Raw genomic sequence first — 23,295 nt, 5'->3', positions numbered from 1 at the left:
TATGTGCAGCAAGCATTAGGTCGGTGTCATTGACGATGTTGTAACGATCAAAAACTGATCGTGTCTTATGGCCTGAGATAGACATTGCAACCCGTTCAGGAATGCCAGCGCGTATCATGTTCCTTACAGCCGTCCTTCTAAAGTCATGAAATAGCTTCTTGCCAATCTTGGCCTCTGTGCAGGCAGTAGACCACGGCCCCCGAATATCCCTGATCCTGTCAGTTCCATCAATGTTTGGAAAAACATAAGGAAGAATTGTGCCTCTCCCTTTGCGTTCTTCCCACTGGTTCATAAATACGCCTCTTAGCTCGTCGTCAAGGTATACCGTACGGCCTTCATCATTCTTGGTTTCCCCGGTTTCGAGCCTGACAATACCTCTCTCAAGATCGACCTGATTCCATTGAAGGTTGGTGATCTCAGAAAAGCGCCACCCTGTCTTGTATGCGAACGTGACGAATCCCTTTAGGCAATCGGGGAGGGCGTCTCTCAATGAAAGAAAATCCTCATGCTCAAAGAACCCCTTACGTACATTGTTTTCCTTTAATTTGGGTATATACGGAACCCTGTCAACTTTCGGAGGGGTTTGACGAGCGCCCATATTCAGCATACGCTTCAATGCGGCAAGTTCTCTGTTTACAGTCGCATTGGACGCATTTTCGGCTATACGCTTTTCTATATACTCATGTATGCGCGGTGACGTGATATCGACAACCCGCATTCCCTCAAAGGATTGCTTTAAGTGGTCAACACTTCTTTCCGCACGGTCAAGGGATTTCTTCTGATTGATCTTGTAGTCATTCAGGAAATCTTCCGATAGTTCGTCAAACTTCACCTTGTCGAAATAGATTCCGGGAAGTTTCCCCTGTGCAATTTCTCCCTCACGCTTCTTTAAGAGTCGCCTTGCATCGACTTCTTTTACGCTTCTTGAAGATTCCCTGTAAGGCTTCCCATTCCTGTGATACTTGATCCAGAAAACATTTCCTCTCTTGTAGATTGATCCCATATTTGAAAGTCCCTCTCTTTCTCCCTGATATTTCCTCACGGGAAGGGGTCAGGGTAACCCTTTTCAGAACCGGTATCCTATCCCGTGGAAGTATGCTATGAAGCCTCTCCGAACCGTTCACGTCCGTGTGCTTTATCTCCAACCATCAGGAGATATTCTTCCAAATCATCTAATTTGTTTTTCAGTTCGTAAAAAAGCCACATGACCTTTTCTTCATCCACCTCGACGGCACCGTCCACTTCATGACCATCAAACATGTCGATAAGCCATTTCATAGGGGCAATACCCCAGAGAACGACATCTTCAGCGCCCTTGCCGTTTTCCCATTTCACATCTTTCAATCTCATGCCTCATACCTCCTTCTGTGAATTAAAAACCCCTGAAGATATCTCCCGGACCATAGGTGTCCGCCCCATCCTTGCGGTATGGGGAATCTTCAGGGGTTTTGTGATTATCTCTGTATTCATGGCCTATGATTCGGAGTATCAATGAATAATATAGAAATATATATAACAAGATATCAATATAGTCAAGTATTATCTTGATTTATTTGTATATTGATATTAATTTACTCTCATGAAGACAAAAAAAATGTTTTCAACCATTATCAATAATGAATTGCTCAAACAGATCAAAAAGCTTGCCATTGACCTCGAACGTCCTTTTAACGATGTACTCGAAGAGGCGATAAAAGACTTTATAAAAAAGAACGAAAAGAAATCTAAAAAATGATTATTGTTGTTAAGCTAAAAATTGATTTGACAGGCATTGTAAGAAAAACAATGTCTAAATCATTTCACCTAATTATATTAAACATTGAGGGTGTCATGAGCTTATTGACTGCTTATTGAAGTCAAGGCATTGGAGGAAGGTGTTTGTGTGACAGCTTTCTTTCCATAATGCGCGTGCGACATAAGTGAATAAGTGAAGATTGTTTTCTGTGTTATTTCGTCCCATTTCTTGCTATAAACTTTCGATTAGATTCTTCAATTCACAACTTGGAAGCCTGGATTTGCATCTTCTCATGACATTTACTGGAGGGGTAAATGGCAAAGCCCAATAAAACTACCGTGACCAATGTTGAAGCAAAAAGCTACAAACACCCCGAGGCCGAAAGCCCGATGCGTCCTGAGGTGGGGACGCAGGCGAATTTCAGGAAGAAAAAACCCCCGACTACATACAAATATGATTCCTCTCTTTCCCCGGAACTAAACTGGGATGGCCGGAACCCTGCTCGTGAGCAAGGGGAAACTCTCATCAAGCGGATTTTGGAGGTTGCTACGGTTGAGGAAGCTCAGGCTGCGGCGCGTGAGCTGGCGGTTCTTTCCAGACCGTTTCTCAACTGGGCCGGTAAGGCCGAGAGGCTTTCTTTTGATGTGCCGACCTTGCCGCTGTTTGTCCATGAACGCCTCTCTACCAAGGGAATCATCGAAACCCTTAAGAGCCACAAGATTCAATCCTCCCAACTTGATATGTTCAGCCTGTTTGACGATCCGCAGCACCCTATTATCGACCAGATCCTGAAGGCTTACGAGTACAAGGATAAATGGGTCAACCGGATGATTCTGGGTGATTCACTTGTGGTGATGAACTCGTTGCTCCAATACGAAGGAATGGGCGGGCAGGTGCAGATGTTTTACTTCGACCCACCCTACGGGGTGAAATTCGGCTCCAATTTTCAGCCCTTTGTGCGCCAGAAAGATGTGGGCAACGTGGACCATAATGATGACGACAGCATGACCCGCGAGCCGGAGATGGTCAAAGCTTATCGAGATACCTGGGAGCTGGGTTTGCACTCATACCTCACCTATCTGCGAGACCGGCTCTTGCTCGCCAAAGACCTGCTTCATACCCGTGGTAGCGTTTTTGTCCAGATCAGTGATATTAACCAGCATTATGTGCGAGCTGTTATGGATGAAGTGTTTGGTGAGGAAAACTTTGTTTCCCAGATTTTCTTCCAGAAAACATCTGGATTTGAAACCACCACCATTGCTACCCTTGGTGATTTTCTGCTCTGGTATGCAAAAGACAAATCGCACGTCAAGGTAAACAAACTTTATGAAGAACAGCCTGTTGTGCTAGGCGAAGGGAATGCTCGCTGGGTTCTCCTGCCTGATGGTAGTTACCGAGGTGTCACGGCCGCGGAAAAGCGTCGTGAGGTGCCATTACCTGAAGGAGCAAGGCTATATAAACCAGGCGATTTACAATCGCAAGGAGCGTCCAGCGAACCACAGCCTTTTGTATTTGAGGGGAAAACCTACAATCCGGGAGCTAACTCACACTGGAAGGCCAATTTCCCGACTGGTATGGAACGGCTGGCAACTGCCGGACGAATCCACAGAGCAAAGAACAGCATTCAGTATCGCCGTTTTGCCGACGACTTCCCTTATACGGAGAGGGGCAATATATGGACCGATACCCTGACAGGCAGTTTTACCGACGAAAAGCTGTACGTGGTTCAGACCAATATCAAAGTAGCTGAACGCTGCCTGTTGTTAACCACTGATCCCGGCGACTTGGTGCTGGACATGACCTGCGGTAGTGGCACCACCGCCTATGTTGCGGAGTCGAGTGGCCGCCGCTGGATTACCTGTGACACCTCCCGCGTACCGCTGGCGCTGGCACGGCAACGTCTCCTGACAGCGACCTTCCCCTATTATCAACTGAAGGATGAGGCTCGCGGTCCGGCAGGGGGGTTCGTCTACGTCCGTAAGCAGAACAAGAAAGGCGAGGAAGTAGGTGGCATCGTTCCTCACATCAAACTTGAGACTATTGCCAACAACGAGCCGCCAGCGGAAGAGGTGCTGATTGACCGACCGGAGATCGAAAACAAAATCACCCGCGTCTCCGGGCCGTTCTGCGTAGAGGCGACCATTCCAACCCCGGTTGATTGGGAAGGTGACGGCGAAGAGGATTCCGGAGCAGGGGCAGCAGAGCAGTACAGCTCTTTCATCGACCGGATGCTGGAAGTGTTGCGCAAATCGCCTATCCTGCACTTGGGCGGGGGTAAGTCGGTAACGCTGAAAAATATCCGGCCACCGGCCAAGACCCTTTCGCTTTCGGCGGAAGCGCTGGTGGATATGTCGGTACTTGCCCCGCAGCCAAGCCTAAAAGACGACTTATGTCAGGAGGCAGAGGAAAAAACTTCCGGCATGCTCCCTCTGACACAAAAGCCGGTGGCCCTTGTCTTCGGTCCGGAAAGCGGTGCCGTGAGCGAGAAACTGGTGCATGAAGCTTTGAAGGAAGCCAACCTGAAGGGATATGCACATCTCTATGTCATCGGCTTTGCCATTCAACCCAACGCCAGGATGCTGATTGAAAACGCTGCCGAGATCATGATCCCCGCCACTTATGTGCAGGCAACAACCGACCTGATGATGGGCGACCTGTTGAAAAACATGCGATCCAGTCAGATTTTCAGCGTCTGCGGCCTGCCGGAAGTAAAAGTTCATACGGTAAAATCTGAAAGTAAAGACGATCCAGTCCGCTATCAGGTGGAACTGGTGGGGCTTGATGTCTTTGATCCAACAACGCTGGAAACCGATCAACGAAAGGGAAACGATGTCCCAGCTTGGTTTCTGGATACGGATTACAACGGCCTCTGCTTCCATGTTTCTCAAGCTTTCTTCCCCCGCACCAACGCTTGGGATAACCTGAAAAAGGCGCTCAAATCCACCCACGAAGAGAGTGTCTGGGATCATCTGGCCGGAACCATGAGCGCACCCTTTGACGCCGGTGAGAATACACAGGTCGCCATCAAGGTGATAGACGACCGGGGGAATGAGCTGCAAGTTATTAAGAGCCTGAAGGAGGCCAACGGATGAGCGGCTTTGAGGTTAATCAACCGATACTGAACTCCCCCTACTACGAACCCGCTGAACATTGGTACATCGAGGAGGGACACCAACCTGAACGGAGGAAGGGGCGCCGCATGGCAGGTTATTTTTACCGTGACCCCAAGGCACCGTCCAGCGATGCCGCTCAAGGAGCCCGTGGTCTGTGGCTTGAACTGACTCTGGTCAACCAGATCCGGGTGGGAGTCAAGGAGTGGCGGACTCTGGCACTCCGTGGTGAAGGGGGTGTTACCCGCACCACACAGGAACTTCTCAATTACTGGCGGCGTGATGGGCGGCAGCACCGGCTGTTCTTCGCCCAGATTGAGGCGGCTGAGACGATTATCTTCCTGAACGAGGCGCGGGGAGATTTCCTGCAAGGGATCGACATACCACTTGATGATGTAAGCGACGAGCGCAAGGCCGAGGGGTTCAGCGCCTTTCAGCGTTACGCCTGTAAAATGGCCACCGGTTCGGGCAAGACCACCGTCATGGGAATGCTGGCGGCATGGAGCATTCTGAATAAGGTAAATGATCGGATGAACGCCGTGTATTCCGACGTAATCTTGATCGTCTGTCCCAACGTTACCATCCGTAACCGTTTGCAGGAGCTTGACCCGTCCAGGGGTGAAGCGAGCCTGTATCGGACTCGTGATCTTGTGCCGCCGCACCTGATGCCCGACCTTGCAAAGGGTCGCGTGATGATGACTAACTGGCATATATTTGAGCCGCAAGGAGTGAAGACCGGCGGAACCGGAGCCAAGGTAACGAAGACAGGTGTTCCGATCCGGATGAAGGAGACCATTATCATCGGCAAAAAGACTACCACGGCGCGGGGCAAGCGCTATCTCACCTTGGAGGATTTTCAGAAGCAGTTGGACGCGGGGATGCTGACCCTTATTAGCGAAGATAAGGACAAGCATGGTAACCTGAAAAAGGTTTTCGTGGAATCGCTAAAGTATGTTGAAAGCGATACCGCAATGATTAACCGGGTTTTGGGGCGGGAAGTGGGCGGCAAAAAGAACATCCTGGTATTTAACGATGAAGCGCACCATGCCTACCGAATTTCTCGTCCCGAAGCAGAGGAAACTGAGGACGATCTGTTTGGTGAGGCCGAGGAAAGCGAAGAGTTCTTCAAAGAGGCAACTGTCTGGATTGATGGCCTGGACCGAATACACAAGTTGCGAAAGATCAACTTCTGCGTCGATCTGTCGGCAACACCCTATTACCTGGGGCGGGTGGGACAGGAGACCAACCGCACGTTTCCTTGGGTAGTCAGCGATTTTGGTCTGACCGACGCCATTGAATCAGGTCTGGTAAAGATCCCTCAGCTTGCAGTACGGGATACCACCGGGGCGGAGATACCTGGTTATTTCAACGTCTGGCGCTGGATTCTCCCCAAGTTGACCCCCGCTGAACGTGGTGGCAAAAAAGGGAGCCCTAAACCGGAAGCTATCCTGAAATGGGTCAATACGCCGATTGCCATGTTGGCCGGTCTTTGGGATGATCTGTGGCAAGAATGGGAGAATAACAGTGAAGACCCCCGTCCGCCAGTGTTTATCCTGGTTTGCAAGAACACCAAAATTGCCAAGATGATCCACGAATGGTTGGCCTATGATGTGAAACCGGCAGGTATTCCCTCTGCGGGAATAGCAGCATTTCACAATACCGATGACACAACATACACCATCCGAGTTGACTCCAAGGTTATCCACGAAACCGATTCTGGTGAGAGCAAGGGAGACGAATCAACCTGGATGCGCCTTACCCTAGACACGGTGGGGAAAATTGCCTGGCCGATGGATAAGCAGGGGAGGCAACTCTACCCGGAAGGATTCGAGGTGCTGGCGCAGAAACTGAACCGCCCCTTGCACCCACCGGGGCGGGATGTGCGCTGTATTGTCAGCGTAGGAATGCTGACCGAGGGGTGGGATTGCAGCACCGTCACTCATATTATCGGCCTGCGTCCTTTCATGTCACAACTGCTTTGCGAGCAGGTAGTGGGGCGTGGATTGCGGCGTTCCAGCTATCAGGTCGGAGAAGACGGCAAACTGACCGAAGAGGTGGCAAAGGTCTTCGGCGTACCATTCGAGGTGATCCCATTCAAGGAGAACACAGGCGGCACAACGACAAAGCCTCCCAAACGCTACCATGTAAACGCCGTTCCTGCCAAGGCACGGTTTGAAATTACCTTTCCCCGTGTGGATGGCTACAGGCAGGCAATCCACAATCGCATCACCGTTGACTGGAATGCCATTGCAACACTCGATCTTGATCCACTTAAAATTCCACCAGAAGTGCAGATGAAGGCCGGGCTTCCCAACAATAATGGACGCTATTCACTGACTGGGCCGGGTAAACTGGAAAATGTGGATCTGAATCCGTATCGGCAGGGGCGTAGATTTCAGGAGCTGACCTTTCAACTGGCTCGGGACCTGATACATGATTATGCTTCTCAGCCGGGTTGCGAGGTGCCGGTACATGTGTTATTTCCTCAGATAGCAAGGATCGTAAAGAACTATCTCAAGAAAAAGGTCAGACCGATTGCACCGGCCAATATCCTGGATGTGTTTCTTTCACCCTATTATGGCTGGGTGATAGAGCGCTTGATAGAAGCGATAAAACCGGATACCTCGCAAGGAGAAACCCCGGAGGTGCCGCGTTATGAAACCAATCGTGGCCCTGGTTCTACTGCTGATGTAGACTATTGGACAAGCAAAGATGTTCGTGAAGTAGTGAATAGCCATCTTAATTACGCCGTGGCCGATACCAAAGTATGGGAGCAGTCCGCAACCTATCTGATCGACTCTCATAAGATGGTAGATGCCTTCGTGAAAAACACCGGACTCGGCTTTGCAATCCCTTATCTGCATAATGGCCAGCCCCATGATTACATTCCTGACTTCATTATTCGCCTGAAAACCGCACCTATTATTCACCTGATACTTGAAACAAAGGGTTTTGACGATTTGACGGAAGTCAAAACACAAGCAGCTCAGAGGTGGGTAAATGCAGTGAATGCTGATGGAACCTATGGTATTTGGAAATTTGCATTGGCGAGGGAGATCGGCGAGGTGCGGGCGTTGATCGATAAGGCATTGTGATTGTCTAAAAAAGAAACTATTTTGCATTTTTCCATGAATGATATACGGAACAATCAGGTAGCTCGACAGGTAAAAACCTACAATAGCTTCACGATTAACACTGTACCTTTTATTCGGGATTCAATAAAATGTTCCGGAGACTGAATGTGGACACAGGTGCTTTTGTATATGTAAGCAGTAACCTGGACAGACTATTTCATTCTGAGACATCTTATTTAAAATTTCCAAGGGCAGCCCATTTTCGGTTAGGCTTCCTACCTGCCTTAGCAGGACCGTTGTTGCATCAAGTTTTCTTCCGGGACTTACAACCGACTTCGGGCTGGTTGTTATCGCACCCGCGCTCTGGTTTTGAATGAACTACGTACATGATTAAACGGTGCCGTCGGTAACCTTCGAAATATCTCCCGATAAGAACAAGTTGATTTCCCCCTTAACCTGCATTTTATTCTCTCAAATCCATTTTCTCGATTCGGGTAATGGTAGGAGTAGGGGGAAGGGGAGTTTGTCCAAAATCGAAGGAAAGATTACTGACAAGCCCCCTATTTTTAGGAAGAATCTTTCTCAGTTCTTCCGCACTCCGACCTTTCCCCTCGTATGCAGGATTCTTCCCCATTCGGAAGGGATGGCAGGGACAATCATTTATTTCGCAGTCTTCAACTAGGACACGGTTTCCGCCCGCGCACTGAAGACAGAACTTACGGATCAGCTTAACTGACGGACGTCCCTTTCCCAGACGGTATTTATGAAAGGAGCATGCATGATATTCTGGGTCCGTGGCGTCACAGTCCTTTACAGCCTGAAAACTCCCCCCGGTGCAATGTATACAATACGCCCTGATCGTCTCGCCGGGTGTCAATCGTTGTTGGCGTTTCTTTTGTTTCATCGTGACCTCCATGAGTATGATCTTCATACAGTTTCTTCTTCATCGAGCTTGATCCCGACTCGTTTTGCAGCAATCATCAGAGAATAGGTGCGGGCGTTCTCGCTTTCTATTCTCAACTTCCAGTAAGTCTTCCAGTGCATGTTCTTTGGTTTGGAAGGGAACGGTACGCCTATCAGATCGCCACTCCCTCCAAGTCGACGCCGGATGTTGCTGGCCTTAGTAATAAGTCGTCCCATCCTGCTTTCCCTTTGGCTCAAATAGTGCAGATCATGGCAATGGCGACAAAAAAAATATTTCCCTGCCCCATAAAGGACGGCAACTCTCCGATAACAGCGAGGACACCGAAGCCATCTCCTGTACCCGCCGTAATTGCAGGGCGTCCGGTCAAAGAATATTTTCTGCTCCACCGATTCCCCTTCATTACCGTTGCGCCGATATAGATAGTTTAATACTACGTGATTATCTTCAACGTGATACTGAATGGCCCCAGTTTTTACTCCTCTGCATTCCCATGAGAGAGTTGTCGTGATTCCACGACGGAGACATCCCTGCTTTTTGAGCCATCGGATATCAATCCGATTTTGATGTTCTGCTATTTCCTTTGAATTAATCTTGAACCCCGACCAAAAACCGCCCATGTGCCTGCCACCTATGCCTTGATTTGCCTAATGATTTAGATAAAAAATTTCTAAGTAGTGCCTTACGGCTTATACAAAAACCGTCTTGTTCCTTTGAATGAAGTCCTCAAGGTCGTTTACATCTATGTACATTTTACGGCCACCGGGAAACCGTACGACAGGAATGTCACCCGCCCATACGCGCTCGCGCATTGCCCAAACGGTAAGACCCAATCGCTCAGCACCTTTCTTTATGGTAAGAAGACGCGGTGACGAGGGATTACAAATCCCCTGCGCGGTTTTTTTCTGCGTTATTCCAGAGCGTTTCATTCCCATGTGCCTAAAGTGTGCCTATGAATCTCAATCGTCCCAGTATCGTCTTCCCGTTTCACGACATTCTTTTGAACCGAAATCAGTTTCCCGATCCGTCGTCTCAACTAAGTAGTTCCCTTGCTTTTCAAGCCATACCTTTTTTTGCAGGACTCCGGTCCGCCGGTGTTGGTTCACCATGAGACAGGCAACGTTGTCATCGATGTCCGGGAACCGTCGGACCATCAAAGCGCAGTCGCTCTCCTGCTCCACAAACGATGAATCCCTGATCTCCCCGAAGTCGTTGCCGTCCCGGTTGAACTTCTTGGTGTGGCACATGAGAAAGATTACCAACTCCTCGCGCACTGCTAACAGCTTGAGCCGCCGGATGACGGAACCTATCTCAATCGACGGGTTTCGCAGACGGGCCATGTCCACGAGGTAATGCAGGTGGTCCAGAAAGATAAACCTCGTGCGGTACTTCGTGAAGCTCTCCATGATGCGTTGTTCGAGCCAGTCGTAATCCGCAGACCTGAGCATCTTCGGCATGTATATCAGGGGCAGTTCGGGGAAGCATGAAAGGAACTGGTGCGGGGGAAGTTCGTAACTGAACCATAGCGAAATTGCATGTTGGTCATGAAAATTCTTCGTGAGGGTCTGCGAGAAAAGGCTCTTGCCGTTCTTCGTGGGTCCAGATATCACGATAAGCTCTCCCGGTACGAAGCCGTCAATGAGCCGGTCCAGTGAAGGGATGTGTGACATGATCTTGTATGAGTGCCTTTGGTTCTGTAATATCTTCTGCATTTCGTAAGAGGAAACGATCTTGTCCTCTCCGTCATAGTTCGATAGGTCTGTTATGATAGCCATTTTGGTAATTCCTCCTTTCCGATGAGTTCAGCGAGATCGTCCTGCTCAATGCGAAGTATGTACTCCGCGTACTGCCGGGTCTTCTCGTCTGGTGCTAACATCACAATGTCTCCCAAGAGGGCGGTATCCTGCTTCAAGAACTCGATCTGCTCCTGCGTATCCCGTTCCCATGTTTCCCTGAGTTCGTCGAGGACCGAAGGTCGCAGCTCTCCGTTCTCTCGGATGAACCGTATCCGGTCCTCGATTTCCTTCATCATGACAGGGTCGCTATGGTACTTGAGAGCCATGGCATCAAGTACACTCAGGGTAAGAGCATCATCGGTCATTTCATTAACTCCGCTTCATCAAGATACTTTTGCCAATGGCTTTTCCTGAAAAGGGTGTCTGGATGAAAATACCGGGGATTCTCCTTGAAGAAGGGGTCTTTCGATTTTGTCAGAATTATTCGGCAACATTCATGAACGCTACCCCCGTCTTTTAAGCGGGCAATGATCTGTTTATCGGTGGTGATGGATTTAATCCCGTTGTGTCCAAGAATCTTGATTCGCTCTTTATTCAAAAGCTCAAGAATTTCAGACACAGCATTTTGTAAGAGGATTTTTTCGCCAGCGTGATGAAGGACATATAATATATTTTGTTTCTTTTCTTTAATGGGTACCAATTTTGGTAATGGTTCCGTTACCAATTTTGTCACCGGTGTCTTTTTTGGTAATAGTTCCCATTTTGAATAATCTTTTTGAAAACCATATGTTGTGACGAAAGTAGTGTCATTTTTGGTAATGATTCTTCTTTCAACCAAGTCGTTTAACGCTCGGACAATGTGGCGTCTTCCCAGCCCCGTCTTCTGCTCAAAGTAGGTTATACTTATTTGTGCTGTCTTCTTTTTCCATCCATACGTCTTGCGGATAATAACCCACAGAATACGCCATTGATTGCCTGATAGTTGAAGACGGAAGAAAGCTTCTGAAAGTTCATTGGCTATTGTGGTGAAGCCATCTTCAAGCTGCGGATTTGTTCCGACGACCATGGGTTCCCTGACCCCTCTTTACAGATTCGCCGCGACGTACGGCGTGACAATATAATGTATGATAGTATCCTCACATAGTATCCTCACTTTGCTGCCTCCTGATCGGCGACTTTTTCGCTGTCGGGGAAAAGTTCCTCCACCGGCACACCGAAGACCCACGCCAACCTTTTTCGCTGATCTTCGGAAAGGACGGGATATCCGTTTTCAGCACCGGAGATTTTTGCCTGTGGCACCTTGCTGAGATGGCTTAGATGCTGTTGAGTATACTCGTATTCAAAGCGGTAACGGCGTAAAGGCGTATTCATTTTGATGCCTCCTCATTCTTTGATTTTGGAAGAGTGTATGGTGAGATAATAAAAATTTAAATGGAGGGATAAAGAAATTCTTAAAAGTCTTTTACATCTTCGTTGGCAAAAACTCTGGGAGTCGGACGTGTTTTATTCTCAACGAATTCAATTATTTTTTTGGCTTTTTCATAAGCTTTACGTACTTGTTTATAGTACGCGTCTGCCTTTCCGTCGTAAGCGGGTAGTCTGGTTATATCAAATAATTTTCTCATTACCTGTAACTGGTTTCTATGATTCTTCTCGACTTCGTCATATACATGCCAAATGTCGATGGAAGATGTTTTCACCCTACTGGACGATTCTTGCCCCCATCTTTTTAAGAGCAACTTAAACGCTTCAAGCAATTCGCCATATGAACGTGAAGTATCCACCATTAAAACAAGCTTGCCATTGATGTGTGTGTATAAATTATCGTTGTCGACAGAAGTCGACAATGTTTCATGCCATTTTTCGGGGGGATCAAGATAGGTGATCAGAGAATCTATTTCAGGGAAACATTCTATGGGGAAGTTATCACCATCTATGGGGGTGTCGGGGTTTATTGGAAAGCGTAGACCATACTTATCACAAAGTGTCCTCCCGGCTTTTGACAACTTGATGCTGTGATCCAACAGTGATCCAACAAGCGCATCATCGCCAGTTTTTTTACTGAGATATTCGTCGTAGTCCTTACGGTACTTCTCGGAACGCTTCAGCGCCTGTAATTTATCGTATAGCCCTATTTTCACTTATTGCGCCCCTGTAGCGCCCTGACAATGTTTCCGAGGAAGGCAGCTCAGGAAAACCGCCTTGTCGGGGACGTCACCCTATCCCCGGAAATTGTGATTATTCAATGATTGGTAAGTTTGCTTGTGGGAATATGCCTTACCATTTTTCTACGTGTTTTACAAAAATACTAAAGATATTTTCGTCTGCCTAACAAGGAGGGGGGAATATGGTGGTTTTCAATTCAGTCTTTTTAATACACCTACGAGTCCTTCGAATTACCCCTTCTCTCCAACTCCATATTTCCATATGTATTCTGCTACTCATTTTATCAAAAGAGAGCGAATCCAAAGTTCATAATATAATTCGTGAATCATTAAAAGAATGAACACATTCATTTCCAGTATCTTAAAAGGAAGAATAAAAGAAGGCCAAATATCTCAAGCCGTCCGAGAAGCATATCTCCCGAGAGGATCCACTTTCCCAGTTCGGGGATCTGGCTGAAGTTGCTCACCGACCCGACCAGGCCGAATCCGGGGCCTACATTGCCTATGGTAGCCGCCGAGGCGGAGAATGCCGTCATTATATCAATGCCCATGAAACAGATGAGAAGGCTCGATACGAACACAATAAGTACATACAGTATGATGTAAAGAAGGCTTGCTTCAAGGACGTCATCGTCAATGACCATGTCCTCTATCTTTTCTTTGACTATGGCACGAGGGTGTTGGACTTTCAGGACCCTCTTCTTTATGGCATGCCAGAGCAGGACGGCCCTGTCGACCTTGATGCCCCCCGATGTGGAACCGCTGCAGGCGCATTGTAACGTAAAAAAGAGGATCAGGAGTTGGGAAAATGGCGGCCAGATGGTGCTGTCGGTCGTGGCAAACCCGGTCGAGGTCCCTATTGATATGACCTGAAAAGCGGCATTTCTGACAGCCTCTCCCCACGTGTTGAAGACCGTTCCATGTACATTGACCGCCACCAGTGCCACGCCGGCAGCGAGCATGATCAGGTAGGCATGAAGGATTGTTGATCGGAGCAGGATCTTTGGGCGTCCCGATATGGCAAGAAAGAGAAGGCCAAAATTAATGCCGGACAGTATCATGAAGATCATGATAACGGTCTCAACCGAAATACTGCCATAATAAGCAATGCTGAGGTTTTTCGGTGAGAACCCGCCGGTTGCGATGGTCGCGAAGGAATGCGTGATGGCATCAAACGAATCCATTCCACACAGCATGAGGGCGATGGCCTCGGCTGCCGTCAATCCGATATAGACCGACATAATGATCTGTAATGTCTTCCGTGTCTGATACCTGAAATTGGCTGCCGCAAGCGGGGATATCTCCGACCGGTAAAGCGTCATGCCGATCTTCCCCATCGAAGGCAGAACGGAGAGGGCGAATATGATGATGCCTACTCCCCCTATCCACTGGGTGACGGATCGCCAGAACAACAGGCCCGGGGGAAGCGCCTCGATATCTGTCAGAATGGAAGATCCCGTCGTCGTAAATCCGGACACACTTTCAAACCATGCATTTGTTATGGTGAATTCACCACCCCAGAGAACATAGGGGATCATTCCGATCAGGCAGGACAGGAGCCAGCTTGAAATTACGATGGTAAATCCTTCCTTGACGGATATTTCCTCCGTCGGCGGAATGAAGATGAACGGAAAGGCACCGAACAGGGCCGCTATAAGGCACGTATAGATAAGCGGAAAAAGGGCGGAGTCGCCCTTGAAAAAGGAGATCATTGCCGATACAAGCAGAAAGGCGGCATTGATAAGCAGGATGATACCGACATAGCGGAGGATAATATGATATCTCATTGTCCGTATCTCACTTTTTTGAACGGGCGATCAGGTTCTCGATGGACACAACCAGCTTCGCAATTTCATCCTCAGTTTCTACCTTTACATGCAAGGGTGTTCCACTATCAATATATTGCTGAATGCCACGCGTAAGGTTTATGATCGGACCCACTATGAACAGATTGATCAGGAAACTAAAAATAACGGCAAAAATAAATGCGGATATTATCGCAATAACACCCGGCATGGTTGCCCGGTGCGCTCTGCTTTCCAAAGCCGACGCGGTTTGATACATAACCTGGTCGTTCAGGGACATGAGATTCTGGACGGCGAGTTTCGCCGAGAGAAACGAAGAATGAACCTCTTTAAAATACCAGTTCAGATTTCCTTCTCTTTTGGTTTCTACGATGGGCCTGCTCCAGACAGCCTTGTACGCCTGATAGGCCTGTAATATCGCATCAACATACTTCTGTTCACCCGGGATCGTGACATTGTTCCGGGCTGTTTCATAAGCCTTCCCAAATGCATCGTCGGCGGATTGCAGGATCACCCGTCCCTCGTTCCGATTGCCGAGCATCAGCAGAAGTACCGCACTGTCCTCCCGCTCAAGGGCCTCGAGCATCGATTTAGCGGCGTTAATGCTCTTGTAGTTATCGTCGAGAAGTCTTTGAACGGATATCCCGATGTGACTCAATTCAAAAATGGACCACACACCGGCGACCAGTAACATGATCGCCATGATCAAAAACCCTGAAAATATCTTTGCGCGTATTCCCATGGTGTTCTCCTTCGTGGAGTCTTTATATAATAATTGAATCCGGATAGATTTTTATATCACAAAAGGCTTTATTTAAATATATTTCGTAAGACAAGTGTGGACGGCACAGCAATATAGTGTTCTCAACCTAATCTTTCTTAAGACTACCAATTGAAACTTACTATAGAAAAGAAATAAAGTCGTCCGTCGCTTTCAGGAAGAATCAGCTACGCCTGCGAGTCAATAGAATTAATTAGGATGGAAAAGTCATTATTGGCACTGCAAATCTTTGATCACAATTAGTAAAAAAACGCGGCTCATCAACTTAATTGCTGGATCATGAAAGATGTTCTTGATCGATATACTCAAATTTAGTATATTCTGCTTGTTTAAGCGTTAGCTCTCTTGCAAGTTTATATTGACCTGACTAAATCTGATAAGGAAGTTCAGGTATGATTATGACGACCCTGTTTTTTGTAATGAGAGACAGGGTTTTTATTTCAGAGAGTAATTAGAGAGTTAGGTGACAAGGAGTATATTCATGCTTCTTATAGGCGAGCAAGGAATTGGGATATTTTTATTCGTAGTGTTGGCATTGCAGGGCGGTGCTATGCTGGTCTGCACCAGGAGGTTTCTGCAGATTAAACCCGAAGGACAAGGTATAGTCATGGCAGAAAACTATTTCAACACAGCTATACTCGTTTTGTTTATCCCCTTGATTGCTGTTTCCCTGATTATGGATTGGTATCAGATTTTAGATCCGACGCACTTGGCTATAGCCATTCCTTGGCTAATCTATGGGCTAGAGGTTATAGGCATTGCTTTAATAATTTGCGGTACCGCAATGGTCGTATTTGGTTTCCTGGCTTTGCGTAACACCTTTCAGCCTGGCGGCTTTGCTCCACGCTCCCAGGACCCGTTGGTTACCTGGGGTATATTCTCTTTGGTGAGGAATCCGCTAAATTCGGGTGTGTTATCTGTGACATTGGGCCTTGCGTTTGTTGTACAGTCGCTTTTCGTAATTGCCCTGTTTGTCATCTACCTCATACTGGTCTTACGTGTAATTTCCATAGAAGAAAACCAGCTATCCGAAGCGTTTGGCGAAGAGTACCGCTCCTATAGCCAGAAGATTAGACGGCTCGTTCCATTTATTTACTAACTAAGAGTGGGCAAAAGAGAAAATACTAAATTGAATGAACGCTCTCAAAACACCTGACCAGGCAAATACAGCCGACTCGCAAACTCGCGGCTGATTTCCACGTTACACAAATAAAGATACAACGAATCAATCACACTTGATTTTCTTCATTTCGGTCAACAATGATTACCAAAAGAAAGCTGGTATCCTTCGGTCAATTTCAATTCTGATTAGTACAGGAAGAAATTGTGCCTCGCATTGTGCCTGGCGAGTCATTTTTTTTCAGAAACTACCTAACATTTTCCAACTTTTTCTGCCATAGAGAACCGAGGGATTTTAAGCAACTTACCGGTTTCTTTAATATAACGTAATTGCTTGAAAACGCACTTAAAATCCCTCGGTCCTTGCGACTGTGCGGGTTCGATTCCCGCCCCAGGCACCATGATTTCAAGGGGTTGCGGGTAGAAGGACCGCGACCCTTTTTTATGGGGAATGAGCCCGCACAGCCCTTGTTTTGACGGATCTGTTTTAAATAATCAATAAATAACAAAGAGTTATAGAGATTATCCTGTTTTAAGGCTTGACAGCTACCGTAAAATATGCATGTATAAACCGTTCAGCTGAAATAATCGGTACATAAGTAAGTTTATTAGAAATGATATGATTTATAGATTCTATACCTGAATTTTTCATTGCCATAACAGCCTTTGTCTACTATCTGCGGGCAGAGCTGGAACCTCGGGTTGTTAGTACGATCACCGCCGTAAATGCTTCTCGTGGCGGTGTCACCCATCGGGTAACCAAGAATTCCAAAAAGCAATACAAAACAAGGAGGAGATATGATGAAAGATCGTAAATTACATGCGTTTATTGCCATGATGTGTATGCTGCTTATCACGGTATTCCTGGTTCCATCGGCATCCCTCGCGGCAAAGGGAGTTCTCAAGATCGCCGACCTCAGCTGGGACAGCGTTCAGGTTCACAATCGTATTGCCGGATTCATTCTCGAGAACGGTTACGGATATACGGTTCAGTATGTTCCCGGCAACACCATCGCACTCTTCGCCGGCACAACCCGTGGAGATATCGACATCAATATGGAGGTATGGGTGGAAAATCAGCAGGAGGCTGTCGACAATGCCCTTGCTGCAGGGACCGTGATCGATCTCGGACCCAATTTCCCTGACAGCTGGCAGGGGTGGCTCGTGCCGACCTATGTCATCAAGGGTGACCCTGCGAGGGGTATCAAGCCGATGGCCCCGGACCTGAAGTCGGTGATGGACATGCCCAAGTACTGGAAAATTTTCACAGATGAAGAAGACCCCTCAAAGGGACGTTTCTATTCCTGTATCCCCGGATGGGAGTGTGAAAAGATCAACAGGATGAAATTCGAAACCTACGGACTCGACAAGTATTACAACATCTTCCTTCCCGGATCAGATCCGGCGTTGAGCGGTTCCATAGCGGCAGCCCACAAGAAGGGAAAACCCTGGTTCGGTTACTACTGGGCACCGACCTGGGTGCTTGGAAAATACGACATGACGCCCCTCGAGGAACCCCCTTACAGCGATGAGGTATGGAACAAGAACTATGCCTGTGCGTATCCTTCTGTTCGTGTGAACATTTTTGTCAATGCCGGCCTCAAAGAGAAAGCCCCCGAGGTGGTGGCGTTCCTCGATAACTATGAGACCACGCAGGCCATCGCCAACAAGTTCTTGGCCTATATGCAGGACAATAAGGCGGACACGGGCGAGGCTGCCCTCTGGTTCCTCAAGAATTATGAGGCTCTCTGGACCCCCTGGGTTCCTGGCGACGTTGCCTCCAAGGTTAAAAAGGCACTGGCGCAGTAGTGAAATGTATAAATCGCATTGAGACATTTTTTGACAGTCCCCACAAAGACGTGAACAAGGAACTGGAACGTGGCGAACTATAACTCGAATGGAAGCGAGCGAGAGGTATGTGTAGAGGTCAGAAACCTCTGGAAGATATTCGGTGAGAACGCTGCCGATGTCTTCAAAACAGATCTCCGCAATGAAACAAAAGAAAAGATACTGGAGACAGAGGGTTGTGTGGTTGCGGTCCGTGATGTGTCCTTCAGTGTTCACCGCGGGGAATTTTTCGTCATCATGGGCTTGTCCGGAAGCGGGAAATCAACGTTGATCCGGCTGCTCCTGCGGTTGATAGAACCGACGGGCGGACAGATCCGCGTGAATGGTGATGACATCTGCGGGTACAACAGAGAACGGTTGATGAACTTCCGCCGGTTTACCACCAGTATGGTGTTCCAGCATTTTGGACTGTTGCCGCATCGGAACGTGCTCGATAACGTGGCCTATGGATTAAAGATACGCGGCATGCGAAGGAAGAAGCGTTACGAGCGTGCCTTTGAAGCCATTGAAACGGTAGGCTTGAAAGGGTGGGAGAATTACATGCCCAGCGCCCTGAGCGGCGGAATGCAGCAGCGTGTCGGGATCGCCCGTGCATTGGCGAACGACACGGATATCCTGTTCATGGACGAGCCTTTCAGCGGTCTCGATCCCCTCATACGCCGTGAAATGCAGGATGAGCTCATCGAGCTGCAGTCGAGGGTTCACAAGACGATCCTCTTCGTGACGCATGATCTCCATGAAGCCCTGAAGGTAGGGGACCGCATCGTCATCCTCCGTGACGGTAAGATCATACAGATCGGTTATCCCGAAGATGTGGTAACATCTCCCGCCGATGACTATGTGCGTGAGTTCGTCCAGGATGCATCCCCGGCAAAGGTGCTGACCGCTGGAAGGATAATGGACCAGCCAGATGAGCTCATTTACGAGTGGCAAGGTATCAAGACCGCCCTCCACGTGCTGAAAACGGCCAAGGAGGAACATCTCTTCATGGTGGGACGGGAGAACAGGCTCATCGGGATCGTGACCACGAAAAAAATGAAGGATATTATCAATCAGCCCGGTGCCACTCTCAAGGATGCACTTGATCCGCGCATAATGACGACGGGGCCCGATACCATTCTTGAGGACCTGTTCCCCCAGGCCGCCGAAGCGGAATTTCCGATTGCCGTTATTGATGAAAAGGGAAAGTTTCTCGGTGAGATAGAGATCAGTTCGATTTTTGAGAACATGATCCAAGTGAAGGCGAACAACAACCATGCATGATTTCCCCACATTTCTGAACATACCGCTCTCCGAATGGATCGATGCCGTCATGAACTGGCTTCTCGACACCTTCGGTACCTTTTTCGACGTCATCGGTCACGGTATGCTCATGCTGCTGTTGTATATCGAGCGGTTCTTTCTCTGGCTTCCCTGGTGGTTCGTCATTCTGGCCGTAGTCGTCGCCTGCTGGCGGGTCATGGATAAATGGTGGCACGCCCTTGTAATGGCGGCGATGCTCTTTTTGATCGGGACCTTTGGATACTGGGAACTTGCCATGATGACGCTGGGTCTTACCACGGCGGCTGTCATCGTATCGCTGGCCGTGGGCCTGCCGACGGGTATTCTCATGGCAAAAAGCGACATCGTGGAATCCATCACAAAACCGATCCTCGACGCGATGCAGACCATGCCGAGCTTTGTCTACCTGATCCCGGCGCTCATGTTTTTCGGTCTGGGTAAGGTCCCGGCATTGATCGCGACCCTCATTTATGCCGTGCCGCCGGTCATCAGACTGACCAATGTCGGTATCAGGCAGGTCCCGCAAAGCGTTCTTGAAGCCGCCCGTGCCTTTGGCGCGAGTCCGCGTCAGATCCTTTTCGAAGTGGAAATCCCGCTGGCGATCCCTTCCATCATGGTGGGAATAAACCAGACCACCATGATGGCCCTCGCAATGGTCGTCATCGCATCGATGATCGGTGCCCGCGGACTGGGGCTCGAAGTCCTCCTGGCGATCAACCGTATTGAGATCGGCAGGGGATTCGAGGCAGGTATCTGTATCGTCTTTCTGGCGATCATAATCGACAGGCTCACCACCGCTTTGGCAACGCGCCGGCAGGAAACGCAGAAGAGCTGAATGTGAGGCTTAAAGCGTGAGGCGAGGAACACAGTCGTATAATGTCCGGATTACGGATTAGCGGATTAGCGGATTACGGATTAACGGACCCCGGATCCCGATTCACGAATCTCGATCCTATTAAATGTCAGCTAATACCATTCAGTCCTTGACCCTCGACGTGGTTTCAATTATAAAGCGTTTCCCTGATGGAAATGAATAATGGAGGTTTATCATGAGAATTATACTTCTTGGTGCGCCCGGAGCGGGCAAGGGCACCGTAGCGAAGCTCCTGACGGAATATGACGGCTCGGTTCAGATCTCAACGGGGGACATCCTCCGCAAGGAAGTCAAGGAAGGGTCGGATCTGGGCAGGGAAGCGAAGGCATATATGGATCGCGGGGACCTTGTGCCCGATGCACTTATCATGAAGATCATGGAAAAGCGTCTTCAGGAGGACGATTGCCGGCAGGGCTTCATCCTGGACGGATTTCCCCGGACCATTCCCCAGGCCGAGGCTTTGAAGGCGCTTCTTGAAAGAATCGGTATTTCCCTCGATTTTGTTGCGAACCTCGAGGTCCCGAAAGAAATCATTCTCGACCGCCTGACGACGAGACGTACCTGTTCGAACCCGGAATGTCAGGAAATTTATAATATAAAAAGCAATCCGCCGGCAGCCGACGGGACCTGCAAGAAATGCGGGAGTCCCACCATTCAGCGGGACGATGAGACGGAGGAAGCCATTCTGAACCGCCTCGATACGTACAATGCCAAGACGGCGCCTCTCATCGGATTTTATGAAAGGGAAGGGCTGCTTGAGAATTTCAAGTCCCTGAGCAGCAAGGATACCGTCGCAGAGATAATCAAGACCCTCTGAAAGATCGTACCGGAAAGAATGACCCTGAAGGGACGGTCGTTTCGGCTGTGAGAGATCGATGATAGATTTTAGGAGCCATCTGAATTCGGAACAGCATGACGTAGTGATGACCGAGGGAGGGCCGATCCTGGTCATTGCCGGTGCCGGAAGCGGAAAGACCCGGACGCTCACCTATCGGGTCGCGCGTCTTCTCGAATCGGGGGTTCCCGAGGATGCCGTTCTTCTGGCCACGTTCACCAATAAGGCGGCCCGGTCAATGCTCGGGCGGGTCGAGGCCTTGACGGGACGCGCCTTGCGCGACCTCTGGGGGGGTACATTTCACCATCTCGCGAACAAAACGCTCAGGCGTCACGCGCCTCTTCTGGGGTACGAACGCAATTTCACCATCCTGGATGAGAGCGATGCCCGGCATCTGTTGCAGACCTGTGTAAAAGAGGCCGGTTTGTCGAAATGCGACCATCTTCCCACTCCAGGCCTTTTGGGTGACATCATCAGCCTTGCCGTCAACACGGGGGGGGCCGTCGAGGATGTCGTCATGCGACGGTTTCCCGCTTTCTTTTCATACATCAGCGAAATCCTGCATATCGAGCTTCGATACCGGGTTCGGAAAAAAGAACTGAACTGCATGGATTTTGACGACCTGCTGGACAAGTGGCGGGAATTGCTCCGTGACAATGCTGCGGTACGCGATGAATACACGGAGCGTTTTCTTCATGTTCTGGTGGACGAATACCAGGATACGAACCGCATTCAGGCGGAGATCCTCGATATCATCGCGTCGCGCCACCGCAATATCATGGTCGTTGGCGATGATTCTCAAAGTATATATTCATTCCGGGGGGCCGATTTCCTCAACATCCTCCACTTTCCGGAAAAATATCCCGACGCCAGGATATTCAAGCTGGAAACGAACTACCGCAGTACACCGGAGATCCTGCACCTTGCCAATATGAGCATTATCAATAACCGCGACCAGTTTCAGAAAGAGCTCCGTGCGGTAAGAAAACGCGGCGGCAGGCCCGTCTTCGTTCCTCTCAGGGACGTTATGCAGCAGGCGGACTTCGTGAGCCAGCGGATCATTGAGCTTGCCGACGAAGGTGTCCCGCTGAACGATATTGCGGTACTCTACCGTGCTCATTACCATTCAATGGAAGTCCAGATGGAGCTTGTGCGGAGAAGGATCCCTTTTGAAATTCGTTCGGGGATCCGCTTTTTTGAACAGGCACACATCAAGGACGTGACGGCCTTTCTCAGACTTCTGGTAAATCCCTTTGATGAAGTCGCGTGGAAACGGGTATTGATGCTCTATCGAAAAATAGGGACCGTAACGGCGGACCGGGTCTGGAAAAACCTTATATCACGCAACGATCCCATATCCTGCCTCCTCGATGAATCTTTTCTCGATACCGTTCCCGGAGTGGCCCGGCCGGCGCTGTGTACCTTCCGTGACCTGATCGGGAAATTGCTCCAGGGCCCCCGAAGGGATGATCCCGCCGGTTTGATCGGCCTCATTCGTTCCGGCGGGTATGATGAATTCATAGAAACCCGTTATGGAACGGAAGAGTCACGAAAAGAGGATCTGCAGCAACTCGCCCTGTTCTCCGAACGCTATGATTCGCTGACGGATTTTTTGAGCGAGCTTTCACTGCTGACGAACATCACCGAGGAAAGCGATCAGATCACCCTCCGCAATGGGGATGAGCGGGTGATCCTCAGTTCCATCCATCAGGCGAAAGGTCTCGAATGGTCGGTGGTTTTCATGATCTGGTGTTCCGAAGGGAAGATCCCCCTTGCGCGGGCCATGAAGGAACCCGGCGGCGTTGATGAGGAGAGGCGACTGTTCTATGTCGCCACGACCCGGGCGAAGGACCGGCTCTATCTCTGTTCAACGCTTCTGGATCATGACCGGGGTGCGGGGAACCGCGTTCTTGCTCCGTCACGCTTTATACACGAATTGGCACCAGCCTATTGCGATCCTGAGGAACTTCCCTTTGAACAATGGATTATCGGCGAGTATTGAGACCTCTT

General features: G+C 49.1%; 19 protein-coding genes. 8 read left to right on the top strand and 11 right to left on the bottom strand.

The window, feature by feature from the left end; translation table 11 throughout:
* Together JXO48_02585 and JXO48_02580 are read right to left on the bottom strand one after the other, a co-directional pair.
* Positions 1-1,003: tyrosine-type recombinase/integrase (locus tag JXO48_02585; GenBank protein ID MBN2282755.1), on the bottom strand; the 1,003-nt coding region annotated here is incomplete at its 3' end.
* 95 nt (positions 1,004-1,098) lie between these two features.
* Positions 1,099-1,350, bottom strand: coding sequence for a hypothetical protein (locus JXO48_02580; protein ID MBN2282754.1), 252 nt, complete (start codon positions 1,348-1,350; stop codon positions 1,099-1,101).
* 699 nt (positions 1,351-2,049) lie between these two features.
* Here JXO48_02580 and JXO48_02575 point away from each other — a divergent pair.
* On the top strand, positions 2,050-4,827 hold the full coding sequence (locus JXO48_02575) for a site-specific DNA-methyltransferase (protein MBN2282753.1): 2,778 nt from the start codon (positions 2,050-2,052) through the stop codon (positions 4,825-4,827).
* On the top strand, positions 4,824-7,940 hold the full coding sequence (locus tag JXO48_02570) for a DEAD/DEAH box helicase family protein (protein ID MBN2282752.1): 3,117 nt from the start codon (positions 4,824-4,826) through the stop codon (positions 7,938-7,940). The genes JXO48_02575 and JXO48_02570 overlap by 4 nt, the downstream gene beginning before the upstream one ends.
* 906 nt (positions 7,941-8,846) lie before the next feature.
* Here the strand turns inward: JXO48_02570 and JXO48_02565 are convergent.
* The 9 genes from JXO48_02565 to JXO48_02525 form a co-directional block, all read right to left on the bottom strand.
* Complete coding sequence (locus JXO48_02565; GenBank protein MBN2282751.1) at positions 8,847-9,059, bottom strand: hypothetical protein; 213 nt, start codon at positions 9,057-9,059, stop codon at positions 8,847-8,849.
* A gap of 471 nt (positions 9,060-9,530) precedes the next feature.
* Positions 9,531-9,776: a helix-turn-helix domain-containing protein gene (locus tag JXO48_02560; protein ID MBN2282750.1), complete on the bottom strand. Its 246-nt coding sequence runs from the start codon at positions 9,774-9,776 to the stop codon at positions 9,531-9,533.
* A 24-nt stretch (positions 9,777-9,800) separates the two neighbouring features.
* Positions 9,801-10,616, bottom strand: a complete 816-nt coding sequence (locus JXO48_02555) for a hypothetical protein (protein MBN2282749.1) — start codon at positions 10,614-10,616, stop codon at positions 9,801-9,803.
* Positions 10,604-10,942: a hypothetical protein gene (locus JXO48_02550; protein MBN2282748.1), complete on the bottom strand. Its 339-nt coding sequence runs from the start codon at positions 10,940-10,942 to the stop codon at positions 10,604-10,606. The genes JXO48_02555 and JXO48_02550 overlap by 13 nt, the downstream gene beginning before the upstream one ends.
* Positions 10,939-11,643: a replication protein gene (locus tag JXO48_02545; protein ID MBN2282747.1), complete on the bottom strand. Its 705-nt coding sequence runs from the start codon at positions 11,641-11,643 to the stop codon at positions 10,939-10,941. The genes JXO48_02550 and JXO48_02545 overlap by 4 nt, the downstream gene beginning before the upstream one ends.
* Before the next feature lie 83 nt (positions 11,644-11,726).
* Positions 11,727-11,948, bottom strand: a complete 222-nt coding sequence (locus JXO48_02540) for a helix-turn-helix transcriptional regulator (GenBank protein ID MBN2282746.1) — start codon at positions 11,946-11,948, stop codon at positions 11,727-11,729.
* An 80-nt stretch (positions 11,949-12,028) separates the two neighbouring features.
* A complete protein-coding gene (locus JXO48_02535) occupies positions 12,029-12,718 on the bottom strand; it encodes a hypothetical protein (protein MBN2282745.1) in 690 nt (229 codons plus the stop codon).
* A 371-nt stretch (positions 12,719-13,089) separates the two neighbouring features.
* The gene (locus JXO48_02530) at positions 13,090-14,529 is read right to left on the bottom strand and encodes a TrkH family potassium uptake protein (protein ID MBN2282744.1); all 1,440 of its coding nucleotides are present in this window, start codon (positions 14,527-14,529) and stop codon (positions 13,090-13,092) included.
* A 10-nt stretch (positions 14,530-14,539) separates the two neighbouring features.
* On the bottom strand, positions 14,540-15,289 hold the full coding sequence (locus JXO48_02525) for an MCP four helix bundle domain-containing protein (protein MBN2282743.1): 750 nt from the start codon (positions 15,287-15,289) through the stop codon (positions 14,540-14,542).
* Positions 15,290-15,809: 520 nt separating this feature from the next.
* Here JXO48_02525 and JXO48_02520 point away from each other — a divergent pair.
* The 6 genes from JXO48_02520 (at position 15,810) to JXO48_02495 (ending at position 23,287) form a co-directional block, all read left to right on the top strand.
* A complete protein-coding gene (locus tag JXO48_02520) occupies positions 15,810-16,427 on the top strand; it encodes an isoprenylcysteine carboxylmethyltransferase family protein (GenBank protein MBN2282742.1) in 618 nt (205 codons plus the stop codon).
* A gap of 821 nt (positions 16,428-17,248) precedes the next feature.
* Complete coding sequence (locus JXO48_02515; protein ID MBN2282741.1) at positions 17,249-18,256, top strand: ABC transporter substrate-binding protein; 1,008 nt, start codon at positions 17,249-17,251, stop codon at positions 18,254-18,256.
* A gap of 69 nt (positions 18,257-18,325) precedes the next feature.
* Positions 18,326-19,558, top strand: coding sequence for a glycine betaine/L-proline ABC transporter ATP-binding protein (locus JXO48_02510; GenBank protein ID MBN2282740.1), 1,233 nt, complete (start codon positions 18,326-18,328; stop codon positions 19,556-19,558).
* The gene (locus tag JXO48_02505) at positions 19,551-20,411 is read left to right on the top strand and encodes a proline/glycine betaine ABC transporter permease (GenBank protein MBN2282739.1); all 861 of its coding nucleotides are present in this window, start codon (positions 19,551-19,553) and stop codon (positions 20,409-20,411) included. Before JXO48_02510 ends, JXO48_02505 begins: the two co-directional genes overlap by 8 nt.
* A 214-nt stretch (positions 20,412-20,625) precedes the next feature.
* Positions 20,626-21,267 (top strand): adenylate kinase, encoded by a 642-nt coding sequence (locus JXO48_02500; GenBank protein ID MBN2282738.1) that lies wholly within the window; start codon positions 20,626-20,628, stop codon positions 21,265-21,267.
* 58 nt (positions 21,268-21,325) lie between these two features.
* Entirely contained in the window at positions 21,326-23,287 is a 1,962-nt protein-coding gene (locus JXO48_02495; protein ID MBN2282737.1) for an ATP-dependent helicase, read from the top strand.
* Positions 23,288-23,295: the final 8 nt, after the last annotated feature.

Source organism: Deltaproteobacteria bacterium (genome assembly GCA_016933965.1).
In the GTDB taxonomy this organism is placed as follows: domain Bacteria; phylum Desulfobacterota; class Syntrophia; order Syntrophales; family UBA2210; genus JAFGTS01.
This window is presented reverse-complemented; position numbering and strand designations above follow the sequence as displayed.

Bases quoted from the DNA above. Each gene is read 5' to 3' on its own strand.
- JXO48_02520 (MBN2282742.1), top strand. From the start codon at position 15,810: ATGCTTCTTATAGGCGAGCAAGGAATTGGGATATTTTTATTCGTAGTG.
- JXO48_02575 (MBN2282753.1), top strand. From the start codon at position 2,050: ATGGCAAAGCCCAATAAAACTACCGTGACCAATGTTGAAGCAAAAAGC.
- JXO48_02560 (MBN2282750.1), bottom strand. From the start codon at position 9,776: ATGGGAATGAAACGCTCTGGAATAACGCAGAAAAAAACCGCGCAGGGG.
- JXO48_02580 (MBN2282754.1), bottom strand. From the start codon at position 1,350: ATGAGATTGAAAGATGTGAAATGGGAAAACGGCAAGGGCGCTGAAGAT.
- JXO48_02505 (MBN2282739.1), top strand. From the start codon at position 19,551: ATGCATGATTTCCCCACATTTCTGAACATACCGCTCTCCGAATGGATC.
- JXO48_02500 (MBN2282738.1), top strand. From the start codon at position 20,626: ATGAGAATTATACTTCTTGGTGCGCCCGGAGCGGGCAAGGGCACCGTA.
- JXO48_02525 (MBN2282743.1), bottom strand. From the start codon at position 15,289: ATGGGAATACGCGCAAAGATATTTTCAGGGTTTTTGATCATGGCGATC.
- JXO48_02495 (MBN2282737.1), top strand. From the start codon at position 21,326: ATGATAGATTTTAGGAGCCATCTGAATTCGGAACAGCATGACGTAGTG.
- JXO48_02545 (MBN2282747.1), bottom strand. From the start codon at position 11,643: ATGGTCGTCGGAACAAATCCGCAGCTTGAAGATGGCTTCACCACAATA.
- JXO48_02530 (MBN2282744.1), bottom strand. From the start codon at position 14,529: ATGAGATATCATATTATCCTCCGCTATGTCGGTATCATCCTGCTTATC.
- JXO48_02565 (MBN2282751.1), bottom strand. From the start codon at position 9,059: ATGGGACGACTTATTACTAAGGCCAGCAACATCCGGCGTCGACTTGGA.
- JXO48_02550 (MBN2282748.1), bottom strand. From the start codon at position 10,942: ATGACCGATGATGCTCTTACCCTGAGTGTACTTGATGCCATGGCTCTC.
- JXO48_02555 (MBN2282749.1), bottom strand. From the start codon at position 10,616: ATGGCTATCATAACAGACCTATCGAACTATGACGGAGAGGACAAGATC.
- JXO48_02515 (MBN2282741.1), top strand. From the start codon at position 17,249: ATGAAAGATCGTAAATTACATGCGTTTATTGCCATGATGTGTATGCTG.
- JXO48_02570 (MBN2282752.1), top strand. From the start codon at position 4,824: ATGAGCGGCTTTGAGGTTAATCAACCGATACTGAACTCCCCCTACTAC.
- JXO48_02540 (MBN2282746.1), bottom strand. From the start codon at position 11,948: ATGAATACGCCTTTACGCCGTTACCGCTTTGAATACGAGTATACTCAA.